Annotated in this window: 11 protein-coding genes; 5 read left to right on the top strand and 6 right to left on the bottom strand. The window is 70.5% G+C overall.

The genetic code is table 11. The annotated features are described in order from the left end of the window. Positions 1 to 10: 10 nt before the first annotated feature. Entirely contained in the window at positions 11 to 3,934 is a 3,924-nt protein-coding gene (locus IF78_RS0131120) for a glycoside hydrolase family 2 TIM barrel-domain containing protein (RefSeq protein ID WP_031481796.1), read from the bottom strand. 174 nt (positions 3,935 to 4,108) lie between these two features. After that, positions 4,109 to 5,992: an ABC transporter ATP-binding protein gene (locus tag IF78_RS0131115; protein WP_031481794.1), complete on the bottom strand. Its 1,884-nt coding sequence runs from the start codon at positions 5,990 to 5,992 to the stop codon at positions 4,109 to 4,111. 168 nt (positions 5,993 to 6,160) lie between these two features. Here IF78_RS0131115 and IF78_RS0131110 point away from each other — a divergent pair, with 168 nt between their 5' ends. From IF78_RS0131110 to IF78_RS0131100, 3 genes are all read left to right on the top strand, one after another. After that, the gene (locus IF78_RS0131110) at positions 6,161 to 7,126 is read left to right on the top strand and encodes a lysylphosphatidylglycerol synthase transmembrane domain-containing protein (RefSeq protein WP_063762186.1); all 966 of its coding nucleotides are present in this window, start codon (positions 6,161 to 6,163) and stop codon (positions 7,124 to 7,126) included. Between the two features lie 76 nt (positions 7,127 to 7,202). Beyond that, a complete protein-coding gene (locus IF78_RS0131105; protein ID WP_031481790.1) occupies positions 7,203 to 7,967 on the top strand; it encodes a crotonase/enoyl-CoA hydratase family protein in 765 nt (254 codons plus the stop codon). 352 nt (positions 7,968 to 8,319) lie between these two features. Next, positions 8,320 to 9,414 carry a mechanosensitive ion channel family protein gene (locus IF78_RS0131100; protein WP_031481788.1) on the top strand — a complete coding sequence of 365 codons (1,095 nt, stop codon included), beginning with the start codon at positions 8,320 to 8,322 and terminating at the stop codon, positions 9,412 to 9,414. Between the two features lie 38 nt (positions 9,415 to 9,452). Here the strand turns inward: IF78_RS0131100 and IF78_RS0131095 are convergent, their stop codons facing one another. Then, positions 9,453 to 11,030: a M1 family metallopeptidase gene (locus IF78_RS0131095; protein ID WP_031481786.1), complete on the bottom strand. Its 1,578-nt coding sequence runs from the start codon at positions 11,028 to 11,030 to the stop codon at positions 9,453 to 9,455. A gap of 248 nt (positions 11,031 to 11,278) precedes the next feature. Between IF78_RS0131095 and IF78_RS0131090 the strand changes: the two genes are divergently transcribed. Both IF78_RS0131090 and IF78_RS0131085 read left to right on the top strand, forming a co-directional pair. Next, positions 11,279 to 13,498, top strand: coding sequence for an NADP-dependent isocitrate dehydrogenase (locus tag IF78_RS0131090; protein ID WP_031481784.1), 2,220 nt, complete (start codon positions 11,279 to 11,281; stop codon positions 13,496 to 13,498). A 186-nt stretch (positions 13,499 to 13,684) separates the two neighbouring features. After that, entirely contained in the window at positions 13,685 to 14,470 is a 786-nt protein-coding gene (locus IF78_RS0131085) for an N-formylglutamate amidohydrolase (RefSeq protein WP_031481783.1), read from the top strand. Positions 14,471 to 14,479: 9 nt separating this feature from the next. Here the strand turns inward: IF78_RS0131085 and IF78_RS0131080 are convergent, their stop codons facing one another. From IF78_RS0131080 to IF78_RS0131070, 3 genes are read right to left on the bottom strand one after another with little or no spacing between them, the layout of a single operon-like run. After that, entirely contained in the window at positions 14,480 to 14,956 is a 477-nt protein-coding gene (locus IF78_RS0131080) for a hypothetical protein (RefSeq protein WP_051828314.1), read from the bottom strand. Positions 14,957 to 14,964: 8 nt separating this feature from the next. Continuing rightward, positions 14,965 to 15,540, bottom strand: a complete 576-nt coding sequence (locus tag IF78_RS0131075; protein WP_031481781.1) for an RNA polymerase sigma factor — start codon at positions 15,538 to 15,540, stop codon at positions 14,965 to 14,967. Positions 15,541 to 15,599: 59 nt separating this feature from the next. Further along, entirely contained in the window at positions 15,600 to 17,039 is a 1,440-nt protein-coding gene (locus tag IF78_RS0131070) for a S8/S53 family peptidase (RefSeq protein ID WP_031481780.1), read from the bottom strand. Positions 17,040 to 17,148 lie beyond the last annotated feature (109 nt).

The following is a 17,148-nucleotide window of genomic DNA, read 5'->3' as shown; positions in this document are numbered from 1 at the left end:
TGCTTCCGGCCTACTCCACCGCCGTCGGCCTCCGCGACGCGGCCGTCGCCTCGCGTACATCGGTCAGCGGGCGCAGCCGGTACGTGTAGGAGTAGTCGCGGCTCGGGAAGAGCTTGTACTCGTCGTGGGTGTGGGCGCCCCAGCTGTTGTCGCCGCCCAGGCCCATCTGGCGGTGGTTCACCCGCAGGACGACCTCCTCGCGGGGCGTGAGCTGGTAGTCGTGGCGGACCCCGGACGACAGGTCCTCCGGGGTGAAGTGCGAGGCGTTGACCTCCAGCAGGGGTTCCCCGGAGACGAGGAGTCCGGTGCCCCTGGCGTCGGTCAGGGCGATCCAGCGGACGTCGGTCTTGTTGCCGTTCTCCTGCGGGCGGATGTACGGGGTCCACTGCCCGGAGACGGTGCCGGAGTACACGCCCACGTCGGTGCCGTTGTTGCGGTCGACGTAGTTCTCCTCGGGCCCGCGGCCGCAGTAGCGCAGCCGCTCGAATCGGCCGGGCAGGAACATCAGCGTGCCGACCTCAGGGATGTACGGCAGGGACGCGGCGCCGGGGTGCAGGGTGTTGTCGACCTTGATCTCGCCGTTGCCGAACACCGTGTAGGTGGTGGTGTACGTCGACTCCACGGTCGTCGGCAGCGTGCCGCTGACCTTGATCTCCACCGCCCTGTCTCGCAGGGCACGCACCTTCACCTCCGTGACCTCGCGGTTCGTGCCCGCGTCGCGCCAGGTCTCGTTGCGGGTGTGCTGGCCGTTGCCGCGGTCGTTCTCCGTGGGCGCCCGCCAGAAGTTCGGCACCGGTCCGGAGGTGATCAGGCGGGTGCCCCGGGCCTCGTACGACGTGATGACCCCGCTGCCCTTGTCGACGGTGACCGAGAAGCCCTCGCCCTTGACGGTGACGGCCTTGTCCCCGTCCTCGTGGCGGAGTGCCGACACGTCGGCCAGGGGGACGGGTGTCACGGCCGGGGTGTCGGCGTCGAGGGGCAGCTGTTGCTTCGCCACCTCGAAGCCCGCCCTCGCCCACGGGGTGGACTCCTTGGTGGTGAAGGACAGTTGGAGGTGGTACTCGGTGCCCGGGGCCGGGTCGGCCGGCAGCTTCACCGGCAGCGTGATGTCCTTGCTGCTCAGGGGCGCGACGTCGAGCTGCGAGCGGCTCAGCTTTCCGCGCCGCACCACCTCACCGTCGGCGACCAGCTCCCAACAGCCGTCGAACTCACGGAGGTTGGTGAACAGGTACTCGTTGGTGAGGGTGATGGCCGCGCCGGCGGTCAGTGTGTCGCCCGATGCCGGTGCCACGCCCACCGCCTGGTAGATCCGCTTGATCTCGGCCGCCTTGCCGGTGTGGCGGCGGTCGGCCGTGACGATGCCGTCGGCGTTGGACGTGCCGTCGTTGGGGTTGTCGCCCCAGTCGCCGCCGTACGGGAAGAAGGTCTTCTCGCGGGGCCGCTGCTGGGCGAGGTCGACGGTGGCCGCGTCGAACCAGAACCGTACGCCCTCGTCGGAGGGGCCGCGGCCGTCGGAGCCGAGTTCGGCGGCGCTCAGCGCACGGGCGTACACGCGGGCCCGGCGGATCGTGCCGCTGAACTCCCGGGTCGGGTTGTCCACGTCGGTGGCGAGCGCGAGGGGCGCCGTGCTGGAGGCGGGCCTGCGCGTGGTGGTCCGGGTGGCCTTCACCTCGCCGTCGACGTAGAGGGTCAGCGTGCCCGCCTCCGCGTCGAAGACGCCGGCGATGTGGTGCTCGCGGCCGGTCCAGTCGTCGGGGAGGGCCCAGTTCGCGGTGATCCACTGGCCGCCGCCGTGGATGAAGAACTCCAGGGTCCGGCTGTTCTGCTTGAGGGAGTACTGGGTGTCGCCCTTGGCGAGGATCGGCTGGTGGTAGCCGGTGTAGTGCGGGGTGACCCAGGCCTCCAGGGTGAGCGAGCCCGTCAGGTCGAGGCGCTCGTCGCGGGGGAAGACGGTGGCGCCGGAGACACCCTTGGCGCGGTCGAAGGTGCCGCTCGCGGTGAGGATCTCGCCGCGCAGCCCGCCGGGCCCGGACTCGGTGAGGAACTTGCGCGGCGGCACGGGCCAGTTCAGCGACTGGTCTACGAAGTCCCAGATCCAGCCGCCCTGGAGGACGTCGTAGCGGCGGACGATGTCCCAGTACTTCTTGAGGTTGCCGTTCGAGTTCCCCATCGCGTGGGCGTACTCGATCATGACGTACGGCCGGGTGTCGGCCGTGTCCTTGGCGCGCTGCTCGACGCGGGACGGGCTGTCGTACATCTCCGACCGGATGTCGCTGATCGTCGGCCGGTCGTCACCCTCGTACTGGATGACGCGGGTCGGGTCGTAGGACTTGATCCAGTCGTGCATGGCGACGAAGGTGCTGCCGCCGCCCGCCTCGTTGCCGAGCGACCAGATGACCACCGAGGCGTGGTTCTTGTCGCGGTGGACCATGCTCTGGGCGCGGGCCACGCAGGCCTTGGTCCAGTCGGCGTGGTTGCCGGGGTATTCGCCGCGGATGCCGTGGGTTTCGAGGTTGGTCTCGTCGACGAGGTAGAGGCCGTACTCGTCCGCGAGTTCGTACCACAGCGGGTTGTTGGGGTAGTGCGAGGTGCGGACGGAGTTCATGTTCATCCGCTTGATGATCTCGATGTCCTCGACCATGTGCTCGCGGGTGAGCGCCATGCCGCTGTCGGGGTGCATCTCGTGGCGGTTGGTGCCGCGGAAGGAGACGGGTTTGCCGTTGATCCGCATCAGGCCGTCCTTGAGCGCGAACTCACGCAGGCCGACGCGGTGCGAGAGGGTCTCGATCACCTTTCCGGCCGGATCGCGCAGCCGCAGGACGGCCGTGTAGAGGTTCGGGTGCTCGGCGGACCACAGCTTGGGGGCGGGCACGGCTCTGCTCGCCCGTACGGTCACATCCTCACCGGCGGGGGCGGACGCGAGGTCGACGGCCTGCTGGAGCGGCCTGGGCCAGACGGCGTGGCCGCGGGAGTCGTACAGCTGCGTCTCGACGGCGTAGCCGCCCTCGCCGACCTCCCCGTAGGAGCGCACGCTCGCGGTGACGGACAGTTCGGCGGCCGTGTAGTCGTCGCTGAGCGGGGTGTCCAGCTTGAAGTCGCGCAGGTGGACGTCGGGCGTGGAGTAGAGGTAGACCGAGCGGAAGATGCCGCTCAGCCGGATCATGTCCTGGTCCTCCAGCCAGTCGCCGTCGGAGAAGCGGTACACCTCGACGGCGATCTGGTTGGTGCCGGGCTTCAGGTGGGGGGTGATGTCGTACTCGGCGGGCGTGAACGAGTCCTCGGCGTAGCCGACCATCTCGCCGTTGATCCACACGTAGTGCGCGGACTTGACGCCCTCGAAGTGCAGGAAGGTGCGCCGCCCCGACCAGCCGCGCGGCACGGTGAAGGTGCGCCGGTACTGTCCGACGGGGTTGAAGCGGGTGGGGGCGGCGGGCGGCATGGCCTCCTCGCCGAGGCCGTTCGGCCCCCACCAGGGGTAGGTGATGTTGACGAAGATCGGGCGGTCGTAGCCGTGCATCTGCCAGACGGAGGGGACGGGGACGGTGTCCCAGTCCCGGTCGTCGACGTCCGTGCGGTAGAAGTCCGGGTCCCGGTCGTCGGGGCGGTCGGCGTACGCGAACTTCCACTTGCCGTCGAGGCTGAGCCGGTACGGCGAGCGCGTCCGGTCGGCCTCCAGTGCCTGTCTGACGTCCGCGTACGGCATGAGGGTGGTGTGCGGCGGCTGGGTGCCGATCCGGAAGACGTCGATGTGGCCGTTCCACTCCGGGGTGCCGGCCGCCGCCCCGGCCCCGTCGGCCGCGTGCACCGTGGCGGACGATCCGGCGACGGCGAGGCCGCCGAGCAGGGCGGCTCCTCCCTCCAGGAGACGGCGGCGGCTGACCGGCATGCCCGGCGAGCGGGACGGACCGGCGGGGGACACGGGAGAGAGCGGCATCGACGGGGCCTTCCTCGGGACGACAGTGCGGCGCTGCACGGCTTGAGGGAGCGTCAGATCATGTGCGGTGCTGTTGGGAAACCGAACGCACACTAGGTTGTGAACCCAGTCGAAGCAATGATGTTGTCGATGTTTGTGTGTTCCTGATGGCTACGGTCGTCGACCTTGGCCGAATCAAGCCGCTCGGACCGTGTCCGGCACGGCCTCGAACTGTGTCCGGTACAGCTCGGCGTAGCGCCCCCGGGCCGCCAGCAACTCCTCGTGCGTACCGCGCTCGACGATCCGGCCGGCCTCGACCACCAGGATCAGGTCCGCCGTTCGCACGGTGGACAGCCGGTGGGCGATGACGACCGCGGTCCTGCCCTGAAGCGCCTCGGCGAGCGCCTCCTGGACGGCGGCCTCGGAGGTGTTGTCCAGGTGGGCGGTGGCCTCGTCGAGGATGACGACGCGCTGGCGGGCCAGCAGCAGCCGGGCGATGGTCATGCGCTGGCGTTCACCGCCGGAGAGCCGGTAGCCGCGCTCGCCGACCACCGTGTCGAGGCCGTCGGGCAGGGAGCGTACGAGGTCGTCGAGGCGGGAGCGGCGCAGGGCGTCCCACAGTTCGGCGTCGGTGGCGGCGGCGCGGGCCAGCAGGAGGTTGGCGCGGACGGTGTCGTGGAAGAGGTGGCCGTCCTGGGTGACCATGCCGAGGGTGCCGCGCAGTGACTCGGCGCTCAGGTCGCGGACGTCGACGCCGCCGACGCGTACGGCGCCCTCGTCGACGTCGTAGAGCCGTGGGAGGAGTTGAGCGACGGTCGACTTTCCCGCGCCGGACGAGCCGACCAGGGCGACGGTCTGGCCGGCCTCGGCACGGAAGGAGATGCCGTGCAGCACGTCGCCGCCGCCGCGCGTGTCGAGGGTCGCGACCTCCTCCAGGGAGGCGAGGGAGACCTTGTCGGCGGACGGGTAGCCGAAGCGGACGTTGTCGAACTCCACCGATACCGGGCCCTCGGGTACCTTCCTCGCGCCCGGCTTCTCCTCGATGAGCGGCCTGAGGTCGAGCACCTCGAAGACCCGCTCGAAGCTGACCAGGGCGCTCATGACCTCGACGCGGGCGCCGGCGAGCGCGGTCAGCGGCGCGTACATACGGGTCAGCAGGAGCGCCAGCGCGACGACCGCGCCCGGCTCCAGCGTGCCGCGCAGGGCGAACCAGCCGCCGAGTCCGTAGACCAGGGCGAGGGCCAGCGCGGACACCAGGGTGAGGGCGGTGATGAACACCGACTGGGCGGTGGCCGTCCGCACGCCGATGTCGGCGACCCGGCGGGCGCGGGCCGCGAACTCCTCGGACTCCTCCTGCGGGCGCCCGAAGAGCTTGACCAAGGTGGCGCCGAGCGCCGAGAAGCGCTCGGTCATACGGGTTCCCATCGCCGCGTTGAGGGCGGCCGCCTCCCGCTGCATCCGGGCCATGCGATGCCCCATGCGCCGGGCCGGGATCACGAAGACCGGGAGCAGGACGAGGGCGAGCAGGGTGATCTGCCAGGACAGGGTGAGCATGACGGCGAGGGTGAGCAGCAGGGTGACCAGGTTGCTGACCACTCCCGACAGCGTGTTGCTGAAGGCGCGCTGGGCGCCGATCACGTCGTTGTTGAGACGGGAGACGAGCGCCCCCGTACGAGTGCGTGTGAAGAATGCGACCGGCATGCGCTGCACATGATCGAACACAGCCGTCCGCAGATCGAGGATGAGGCCCTCGCCGAGGGTCGCCGACAGCCGCCTGGCGAGGATCCCGAGCGCTGCCTCGGCCACCGCGATCAGGGCGATCAGCAGGGCGAGACGTACGACGGTGCCCTCGTCCCCACGCGTCACGATCGCGTCGACGACGCGTCCGGCCAGTACGGGGGTCGCGACGGCGAGCAGCGCGGTCATCACCCCGAGCACGACGAAGAGCGCGATCCTGCGGCGGTGCGGGCGGGCGAACGTGCCGATGCGGCGCAGCGTCGAGCGGGCGAGGGGGCGGCGCTCCCGCTCGGCGTTCATGACGCTGTGCAACTGGGTCCAGGCGGTGGTTTCCATGCTCATGAGAGGGAACGTAGAACCTCAAGCAATGTTGAGGTCAAGGATGGTGCCGATGTCGAGGTCGGTATCAACGGCTTCGCGAAGATCGGTGGCCGCCCGCAGCCCTCCCGTAAGCCGCCGTCTCCACTTCCGCAACCCGCCGTTGTGGCGACACGGAAAACCTCTTCGAATGTGACCGCAGTACGACTCCACGCGGGACGCCTGCTCCGGCGCGTCCCGCTCCGCCAGATACTGGTCCTGCTCCCGCTCACCCTCGTCGTCGTGGTCGCGGTGCAGCACCGGGCCGTGCTCGCCGAGGGCATCGGCCATCTGGCGACGGCCAAGTGGCCGTGGCTGCTCGCGGCGGCCGGTGCCACCTGCCTGACCTGGGTCGCGGCGGCGGTGACCCGGCAGGGCGCCGTGATCGACCGGCTGCCCGCGCTGCGGCTGCTCGTCACACAGTTCGCGGCGGGCTCGGCCAACCACCTGCTGCCCACCGGGCTGGGGGCGAGCGCGGTCAACCTCCGCTTCATGACGGTGTGCGGGTTGCCGCTCGCCCGTTCCTCGGCCGCGCTGGCGCTGTACCTGCTCGCGGAGAGCGTGGCCCGGGTGGGACTGCTGGCCGCGCTGCTCATCGCCTTCCCGCACGCGCTTCAGCTCGGCCCCCTCCTGCCGGAGGGGTCCTGGGGCCCGCTGCTGCTGGTCATCGGCGCGGCGGCGGTCCTGGTCGTGGCCGTCTTCGCACTCGTACGACGGCTGCGGGCCGCCGTGGCGTCGTTCCTGCGCACCGCGCTGGGCGAGGCCCGCTCGGTGCACACCCGCCCGTCCCGGGCGCTGGCGTTGTGGGGCGGTTCGCTGGCCTTTCCGGCGCTCCAGGCGGCCGGGCTGGTCCTGGTCGGGCTCGCGCTGGGGCTGGATGTGCCGCCGGCCCACATGGCGCTCGCGTATCTGGCGGCGACGGTCGCCGTCGCCCTCGTGCCGACGCCGGGCGGGCTCGGCTCCGTCGAGGCCGCGCTGATAGTGGCCCTGGTGGCGGCGGGCGGGCCGGTGGCGGTGGCCACGGCGGTGGTGCTGGCGTACCGGATCATCACGGTGTGGCTGCCGCTGCTGCCGGGGGCGTTGACCCTGGGGGCGCTCGTGCGGCTGAAGGTCATCTGACCCGCTCGGTCTCGGTGGACGGTCATGTGACCGCTCAGTAACGTACGGGGTCCGACCCACGGAAGGGACCCCCGCCATGCCGGTCCGCGTCGAGCGCCAGGGACACGTCACCACCGTCGTCCTCTCCCGCCCCGAGGTCCGCAACGCGGTCGACGGTCCGACCGCCGCCGAACTCGCCCAGGTCTTCCGGGAGTTCGACGCGGACGACGAGGCGCGAGTGGCGGTGCTGTGGGGCGAGGGAGGCACGTTCTGCGCGGGTGCCGATCTCAAGGCGCTCGGCGGTGAGCGGGGCAACAAGGTCGCCGTGGACGGTGACGGCCCGATGGGGCCGACGCGGCTGCGGCTGTCGAAGCCGGTGATCGCCGCGGTCGCCGGTCACGCCGTGGCCGGCGGTCTCGAGCTGGCGCTGTGGTGCGATCTGCGGGTGGCCGAGGAGGACGCCGTCTTCGGGGTGTTCTGCCGCCGCTGGGGCGTACCGCTCATCGACGGCGGCACGGTACGGCTGCCACGGCTGATCGGCACGAGCCGCGCGCTGGACATGATCCTCACCGGGCGTCCGGTCGCGGCGCCCGAGGCCTACGACATGGGGCTCGCCAACCGTGTCGTGCGGAACGGACGCGCCCGCGCCGAGGCGGAGGAACTGGCCGCCACGATCGCGCGGTTCCCGCAGGCGTGCCTGCGCGCCGACCGTGCGTCCGTGCTCGACCAGGAGGGGTTGGACGAGGTGGCCGCGATGCGCGGTGAACTCCGGTACGGCATGGGTGTGTTGATGGAGAGCCTGGAGGGAGCCGCGCGGTTCGCCTCGGGTGCGGGGCGGCACGGATCGTTCACGGATCTCTGAGGCCGTACGCGCGGGGGGCTGCCCTGGTCGTCCGCCGGGGCGCGCGCAGGCGAGCGACCCTCGTGCGGCGCTCACGCATCAAGCGAGCCCCGCCGTGCGGTCGTTCGCCCCTCGGAGGAGACGGAGTTCCGGGGAGAATGCCCGAAAGCAACCCATGAGGCCGTCCGTCCGACGATCCCGGCACGAACACGTGTACCCGATACGGCAGGATGAGCCCTCGTGCCGGTCTCGGGGGATGGGGTGACCGGCACGACGGCACATCGCGGAATCGAGCAGGTGACAACGTGACGAGACTTCACATCCGGCCGTCGGCGAAGGGGTTCGCCGCCGCTTTTCTCCCCGGAGGTGACCGGTGAAGCGGGCGCTCACCGTGGACGACCTGGTCATCGCCGGGATCGCGCTGGCGGCGGGGCTGCTGGCGGCCTTCCTGCTGCGGATGCTGCTGCGCTGGCTGGGCAAGCACGCGGACCGCACCCGCTGGAGCGGTGACGACCTCATCGTGGACGTGCTGCGGACCGTGGTGCCGTGGGCGGCGTTCCTCGGCGGCGCGGCCTCCGCGGGCGCGGCGCTGCCGCTGACGAAAACGGTCCAGCACAACGTCAACCAGACCCTGACCGTCCTGCTCATCTTCGTCGTGACGCTGACGGCGGCCCGTGGGATCGCCGGGCTGATGCGGACGGTCACCCAGTCCCGCCCCGGTGTCGCGGGCTCCGCCACGATCTTCGTCAACATCACCCGGATCCTGGTCCTCGCCATCGGCTTCCTGGTGGTGCTCCAGACGCTGGGCATCTCCATTGCGCCGCTGCTCACCGCCCTGGGAGTCGGCGGTCTGGCGGTCGCGCTCGCGCTGCAGGACACGCTCGCCAACCTCTTCGCGGGCATTCACATCCTCGCCTCCAAGACCGTCCAGCCCGGCGACTACATCCGGCTGAGCAGCGGCGAGGAGGGCTATGTCGAGGACATCAACTGGCGTCAGACGACCGTGCGTGCCCTCTCCAACAACCTGATCGTCATCCCCAACGGGGAACTCGCCAAGACGAACATGACCAACTTCATGCGCCCGGAGCAGGAGTTGACGATCCTGGTCCAGGTCGGCGTCGCCTACGACAGCGACCTCGACCACGTCGAGCGGGTGACGAACGAGGTGATCGCCGAGGTGATGACCGAGGTCGAGGGCGCGCTCCCCGACCATGAGCCGATCATCCGCTTCCACACCTTCGGCGACTCCCGGATCGGCTTCACGGTCATCCTGGGCGTCGGCGAGTTCAGCGACCAGTACCGGATCAAGCACGAGTTCATCAAGCGTCTGCACAAGCGCTACCGCCGGGAGGGCATCCGCATCCCGGCGCCCACGCGGACGGTGGCGATCCAGCAGGGCTCGGTGGCGATACCGCAGCAGCGCGGCCCCGAAGAGGCGGACGAAGTGGTCTCCGCCCGCCTCGACTGACGTACGGGACGTTCCTGCCTACGGCTGCCCGGGCGCCCCTAGAGGGTCGCCGAGTTGTCGTGGTAGTGGCCGCCCCTTCGGCTGTGCGGTGCGACGAGCGACGGGTTCACCGGGGTGACCGTCCAGTCCGGGTGCCCCGGCATCCGCGGCGTCTTCGTGCCGTACAGCCAGTCCCGAAGGAACCCGGAAAGATCCTGGCCGGTGACGTGCGAGGCGACGGCGATGTAGTCCTCCGTCGACGCCGAGGAGTTGCGGTACCGCGCGAGGAAGGCGCACTCGAGGGCGCTGAAGGCAGCCTCGCCGACGAGGTTGCGCAGTGCGTACAGGACCAGGACGCCGCCCAGATAGCGCTGGCCGTCGAACAGGTTCACCGCGTTCGGCGCCGCCACCGGCCCCGAGTCGTGGCGCCACTGGTCGCCTTGCGCGTAGGTGTGCTTCATCCGGGCTTCCAGGGTGGTCATGCCCAGGGAGTCCGGCCAGCCGCGCTCGTATCGGTAGAGGAGCCCGTAGAAGTCGGCGTGGCCCTCGTTCAGCCACAGATCGGCCCAGGTGGCGGGGCTGACGCTGTTGCCGAAGTAGGAGTGGACCAGCTCGTGCATCATGTGCGAGCCGATCTTCTTCTCCTCCTGGAGCAGGAAGTTCGGCTTGTAGATGGTGAGGGTCTGGGTCTCCAGGCCCGTGAAGTCGAAGGCGTTCGGGGCGTCGGAGTTGCAGGGCAGCAGTCCGTACGTCTCGAAGGGGTACGCCCCGAGCCGCGCCTCCAGCCATTCGACGATCCCCGGCGTCAGCGCGAGCGCCGGTTCCAGGGCCTCGGCCCGTGCGGTCGGGACGACGTCCCGCAGCGGGAGCCCGTGCGGTCCCTGCCGGTGCTTGACGACGTAGTCGCCCACCGTGATCTGCACCAGCTCGGTGGCCATGGGCTCGCGGGAGCGGTACGTGTACGCCGTGCGGTCGCCGTCCAGGCTCTCGGTGCGCACGAGCAGGCCGGTCGCGACGCCGCGCAGGCCCTTCGGGACGGTGAGGCGGAAGGAGAAGCCCGCCTTGTCGGAGGGATGGTCGTTGCAGGGGAACACGGTGTGCGCCGAGTTCGGCTGGCAGCAGACCGCGAACCCGTCCGGCGTGTCGACCCAGCCGGTGTGCGGCAGTTGGCGGCGCGGGTCCGCCGAGTACTCGACACATACGGTGACCCATGACCTGGCCGGGAGGGTCCGGGCGGGCGTGATACGCAGCTTCTCTCCCACCTGTTCGAACGTCGCCGTTCGGCGGCCGACGCGGACGGCGCGGATGTCGAGGCCGAGGGCGTCGAGGGAGAAGCGGGTCAGGGCCTGGGTGGCGCGGATCTTCAGGGTCGCGGTGGCGTCGACCAGTCGTGTCGTGGCGTCGTAGGTGAAGTCGAGGTGGTAGGCGGTGACGCGGTAGCCGTCGTTGCCGAGGTCCGGGAAGACCGGGTCACCGAGGGTCTCGGGGCCCGGGGTGCCGTAGGACTTGGTGGTGGAGGCCGTGGCGGCCGACGTCCCCGTCGTCGGTGTGGCGTGGGCGGAGGGGGCGGCGGTCAGGGCCGCTGCCGTGCCGATCAGGGCGGCCGCGGGGGCCGTCACTCTGCTGCGATATCTCATGGTCCGCTTTCGCTTGGGCGGTCGGCTGGTCAGGCCGGCCACCGGATCGGTGATCTGCCTACATGGGCGATCTCCCTACATGACTGTGCGGTCAGGTGATCAGGTTGCACGGAGGCGGTACCTCCGTTCGTGCGGATCCAAGATGTCGCCACACATTCCGCACCACTGTGCGGACCCCTGTCGAGGTCAGGTCGATCACGAGATATCTTGATGTCGAGCAATGTTGCAGACGTGGAGCGGAGCACCCGGTGACTGACTCGACCATCATCTATACGCACACTGACGAGGCCCCGGCCCTGGCGACGTATTCCTTCCTGCCGGTGGTCCAGGCGTACGCCTCGCAGGCGGGTGTCGCCGTGGAGACGCGGGACATCTCGCTGGCCGGCCGCATCATCGCGGTGTTCCCGGAGTACCTGACCGAGGACCAGCGCATCCCGGACGCCCTCGCCGAGCTCGGTGAGCTCGCGAAGACGCCCGCCGCCAACATCATCAAGCTGCCGAACATCTCGGCGTCGATCCCGCAGCTCAAGGCCGCCATCGCCGAGCTGCAGGGCCAGGGCTACGCGCTGCCGAACTACCCGGACGACCCGAAGACCGACGAGGAGCGGGAGATCCAGGCCCGCTACGACAAGGTCAAGGGCTCCGCCGTGAACCCGGTGCTGCGTGAGGGCAACTCCGACCGCCGCGCCCCCGCCTCGGTCAAGAACTACGCCAAGACCCACCCGCACCGCATGGGCGCCTGGTCCGCCGACTCCAAGACCAACGTCGCGACCATGGGGCAGAACGACTTCCGCTCCACCGAGAAGTCCGTCGTGATCTCCGAGGCCGGTTCGCTGCGGATCGAGCACGTCGCCGAGGACGGCACCACCACCGTGCTGCGCGAGTCCGTACCGGTCCTCGCCGGTGAGGTCGTCGACGCCTCCGTGATGCGCGTCGCCGCGCTGCGCGAGTTCCTGACCGCGCAGGTCGCCAAGGCCAAGGCCGAGGGCGTGCTGTTCTCCGTGCACCTCAAGGCCACGATGATGAAGGTCTCCGACCCGATCATCTTCGGTCACGTGGTGCGCGCCTTCTTCCCGAAGACCTTCGAGAAGTACGGCGAGACGCTCGCCGCCGCCGGCCTGTCCCCGAACGACGGTCTGGGCGGCATCCTCAAGGGCCTGGACGCGCTGCCGAACGGCGCCGAGATCAAGGCGTCCTTCGACGCCGAGCTCGCCGAGGGCCCGGCGCTGGCCATGGTCGACTCCGACAAGGGCATCACCAACCTGCACGTGCCGTCCGACGTGATCGTCGACGCCTCGATGCCGGCCATGATCCGCACCTCCGGCCACATGTGGGGCCCGGACGGCCAGGAGGCCGACACCCTCGCGGTGCTGCCCGACTCCTCCTACTCCGGCGTCTACCAGGCCGTGATCGAGGACTGCCGTGCCAACGGCGCCTACGACCCGTCGACCATGGGCTCGGTCCCGAACGTCGGCCTCATGGCGCAGAAGGCCGAGGAGTACGGCTCCCACGACAAGACCTTCGAGGTCAAGGCCGCCGGTACCGTCCGTCTGGTCGACCAGGCCGGCAACGTGGTCATCGAGCAGCCGGTCGCCGCGGGCGACATCTTCCGCGCCTGCCAGACCAAGGACGCGCCGATCAAGGACTGGGTGAAGCTGGCCGTCACCCGCGCCCGCGCCACCGGTGACCCGGCGGTGTTCTGGCTGGACGAGACCCGCGCGCACGACGCCAACCTGATCGCCAAGGTCAACGCCTACCTTCCGGAGCACGACACCGAGGGCCTGGACATCCGCGTCCTCGCCCCGGTGGAGGCCACCAAGCTGTCGGTGGAGCGCATCCGCCGCGGCGAGAACACGATCTCGGTGACGGGCAACGTCCTGCGCGACTACCTCACCGACCTCTTCCCGATCCTGGAGCTGGGCACCAGCGCCAAGATGCTGTCGGTCGTCCCGCTGATGGCGGGCGGCGGCCTGTTCGAGACGGGCGCCGGCGGCTCCGCGCCGAAGCACGTCCAGCAGCTGGTCAAGGAGGACTACCTGCGCTGGGACTCCCTCGGTGAGTTCTTCGCGCTGGTGCCGTCCCTGGAGCAGTACGCGACCGCCACCGGCAACGCGAAGGCCAAGGTCCTGGCCGACACCCTCGACCGCGCCACGGCGACCTTCCTCAACGAGGACAAGTCCCCGACCCGTCGCGTCGGCGGCATCGACAACCGCGGCAGCCACTTCTATCTGTCCCTGTACTGGGCGCAGGAGCTGGCCAAGCAGACCGACGACGCGGACCTGGCGAAGGCCTTCGCCCCGCTCGCCGAGACGCTCGCCGCGAACGAGCAGAAGATCGTCGACGAGCTGAACGCCGTCCAGGGCAAGCCGGCCGAGATCGGCGGCTACTACCAGCCCGACCCGGCCAAGGCCGCCGCGGTCATGCGCCCCTCCGCCACCTGGAACGCCGCGCTGGCGTCCCTGAGCTGACGCAGGTGCTTTGAGGCTGCCGCCCCGACCGGTTGCGTACCGGCCGGGGCGGAGCCATATGGAGGCTGGGGTGTGCAGCGCCCTGTTTTCACGGGCGCGGGGCAGTATCCATATGCGGCTCCGCCGCGCGGGCGCGACCAGCCACAACGGCGCAGCAGACAACCGACAACCCCCGGAGCAACCGTGATGCCCTCGTTCGAACTGCTCCCCGGCGCGCCCGACTCCCCCGTGATCCTGCACATACCGCACTCTTCACGCGAGATACCACCCGACGTACGCACCGGCATCGTCCTGGACGACACCGCCCTGGAACGCGAGCTGGACCACATCGTCGACGCCCACACCGCCGACCTCGCGGAAACGTCGGCCAAGTCAGCGCAGCGCCCCCCGTGGCGGTTCGTCAACCGGCTCTCGCGGCTCGTCGTCGATCCGGAGCGGTTCCCGGACGAACGCGAGGAGATGCTGGCCGTGGGCATGGGTGCCGTCTACACGCGCACCACGCACCTCGCGGACCTACGGCCGGCGAACAGCGACCCCGAGCCGCTCATCGAGCGGTACTTCCGGCCGTACGCGAGGGCCATGACGGAGGCTGTGGCCGACCGGCTCGCCGCCACCGGCCGGGCCGTGATCATCGACGTGCACTCGTACCCGACCGCCCGGCTCCCCTACGAGCTGCACGGCGAGGGCCCGCGCCCGCCGGTCTGCCTGGGCACCGACTCGTTCCACACGCCGCCCGAACTGCTCGCCGCGGCCCGGGAGGCGTTCGCCCCGTGCGGGGAGACGGGGCTGGACAGTCCGTTCAGCGGCACGTACGTCCCGCTGGAGTTCTACGGCCGCGATCCCCGGGTCGGTGCCCTGATGATCGAGATCCGCCGGGACACGTACATGGCGGAGCCGGGCGGCCCGGCCGGTCCCGGACTCACCCGGCTCGCGCGGGCGTTGGCGGCGCTGGTGGATTCCGTCGCACGCTGACCCGGTGGGTCAGGCCCGCAGCCACTCCGTGACCACGACCTCGCCGCCGGTGCGCAGCCGCAGGGCGAAGGGGCCGCTCGGCGGTGCGGCGCTGGTGAAGCGGCCCATGTCGTCGGCCACGACCGGCGAGGCCGTCTGAGGGCCGCCGAGCACCTCGATACGCGCCTGTTGGGGTGGCAGCACCTGCCCCATCAGGCCCTGCGCGCTCACCTCCACGTCCACGGTCACCTCGCCCGCGCGGAAGGTCAGCATCCGGGGGACGTCCGTCGCTCCCCTGACCGGAATGGCGTCCACCACCGAGTCGAACGTCAACTCGGCGATACGGGCGTCCAGGTCGTGCAGCGCGAACGCCTCCACAGCGATCTGCCGCAGCTGGGCCGGCACGGGGTCCAGGATGGCGGCGGCCTGACGGAGTTCCTCCTCCAGCAGCTCGACGTCGACACCGTCGTCGCCGGGGGCTCCATCGCCCGTCACTTCGTCGTGCATGTCGTCGTTCACAGCGCCCCCCGCGCGTCGAGTCGGGCCCGAAGCCGGCGCAGACAGCGCTGGCGCAGCGGCCCGATGCTGCCCACGGCGATGCCCAGTGCGGAGGACACCTCCTGGTAGCTGGGTGGCGGCGAGGCCATCAGGACGCGCAGCAACTGGCGGCAGCGTTCGCCGAGTTCCTCGAACTCCTGCCACATCCAGCGGATGCGTTCGGTCTCGGCGGCCGCCTCCTCCGAGTCCAGGAGCGACTGTTCGGGCGTGCGGTCCTCGCTGACCCGGTCGAGCAGCTGCGGATCGTTCGTCACCGTCAGCCGCCTCAGGCTCTTGAGGACCTTCAGGCACTCGTGCCGTGCGGTGCTCGCGAGCCACGAGCCGGCCTTCTCGGGTTCGCGGATGCGCCCCAGGTGCTGGGCGAAGCGGAACCATACGGTCTGGTACACCTCATGGGCGTCGGCGTCGCCCAGCCGGTGCGCGCGCACCACCGACCACACCAGTGGGCTCAGCCCTTCCACGAGCGCCTTCCAGGCCGCCGCGTCGCCGTCGACGGCGGACTGGACCAACGCACCGACATCTGCTCGGTCCACAGCCCCACCCCTCGTGTACGGCAAGTCATCGTACGCCGCGGAGGGGATGGTTCCGACCCTCATGACCGAGGAGCCGGTGGCACGACGGGCACAGGGCGCCAGGTCGGGGGGCGAAGTGCCGGGACGTGCGCCCCCCGCACCTCCGCGAACCCGGAGTTCGCCGCGAGCATCTTGTACCGGGCGACCCGCGGGTCGCTCTCCTGCTGTGCGGTCATGTGGGAGGCGATCATTCCGGCGACGAGGGGCGTGGCGAAGGACGTGCCGCTCCAGTGCGCGAACCCCTCGAACATCACCTGGTCGGGCTTGGCGGCTGCGCGGCCCCGCTCGCTCAACACGCCGGTGTGGGGCGGGGCCTGGCAGGTGCAGGAGTACCCGAAGCCGTATCGGCAGGCGTCGTAGGTGGAGTGCTGGTACACGTACGGCACTGGCGCGTCGAAGCCGGTGAGGGCGCTGGTGAGGCGCTCACCGGGCGCGTACACCTTCACCCAGCCGCCGTGGTTGCTGAAGCAGGCGCCGAACTCGCCGTCGCAGCGCAGCGCTCCGACCGACAGCACGACGTCCTGATAGTCGGGCAGGTCGGCGTAGGCGGCGGGCCAGAAGGGCATGGCGCTGCCGTTGTTGCCGGCGGCCGCGACGAGCAGGGTGCGCTGGTCGCGGAGCTCCTGCATGAAGGCCTCAATGCCGAGCAGGCCGTCGGTGCGGCCGTTGGAGGTGCCGGCGGAGAGGCTGAGGATGTCGGGCCAGCCGCCCGCATCGACGGCCTCGAAGAGCCTCTCGCCGAACTCGGACTCCAGGATGGCGCCCACGTCCTGGAGGGTGTTGCGGACCGTGATGTCCGTGTTGGGCGCCACGGCGGCGACGAGTCCGGCGATGAAGGTCCCGTGGCCCACGTACTGCTGGAGGATTCCCCGGCCGTCGCACTCCCGGACCTGGGCGTCGCCCTCGGTGTGGGCCAGCAGCGGGAAGGAGCGGTAGTCGTGCACGAGGCCGGTGTCGATGACGAGGACGCCGACGGCGGTGTCCGGCTCGTGGACGCCCTCGGCCGCCGCGGGGTTGGTTCCGTCGGCGAGCGGGGCGGGCGCGGGTTCGTCGCCGGGACAGGAGTTGACCCGACCCGTGATCCCCACCAGGTGGTTGCGGCTGACGAGACGCCGTCCGGCCCGGCCCTCCGTCTCGCGCAGGGCGCGCAGGGCGTGCGCGACCGTGCGGTCGCCGTTCCGGTCCCCCTCACCGGGGTCGCCTACCTGGATGCGGGTGATGCCCGAGCGGTTGGCCCGCGGGCTCGCGCGGCGCACGTTGTCCTGCACCAGGTCGGGTTGGGCCGTGAAGTGCGCCCGTACGGTGTCCTCGACGAGGCGGGCGTCCTCGCCGTCACGGACCAGCACGTAGCCCTTCTCGTAGATGAACTCGGCGGAGTCGTCCGGTCCCATCGCGAGGGGGACGTCGGGCATGGAGCGTTGGATCTGCTCGAACTGCTCGTGGAATCGCTGTGGTGCCATGGCGGGTCCTCCCCCTGAGGCGACGTTCGTCAGTCAGAGCCGTGCGGTCGCTGATTGATACAGCGCCAAACCGGTGTGGCACGGTTCCGTGGCAACTACCATCCGTGGA

This window comes from Streptomyces bicolor (assembly GCF_000719285.1).
Classification (GTDB): domain Bacteria; phylum Actinomycetota; class Actinomycetes; order Streptomycetales; family Streptomycetaceae; genus Streptomyces; species Streptomyces bicolor.
The sequence above is the reverse complement of the archived record's forward strand: the minus strand, read 5'-3'. Positions and strand labels throughout refer to the sequence as shown.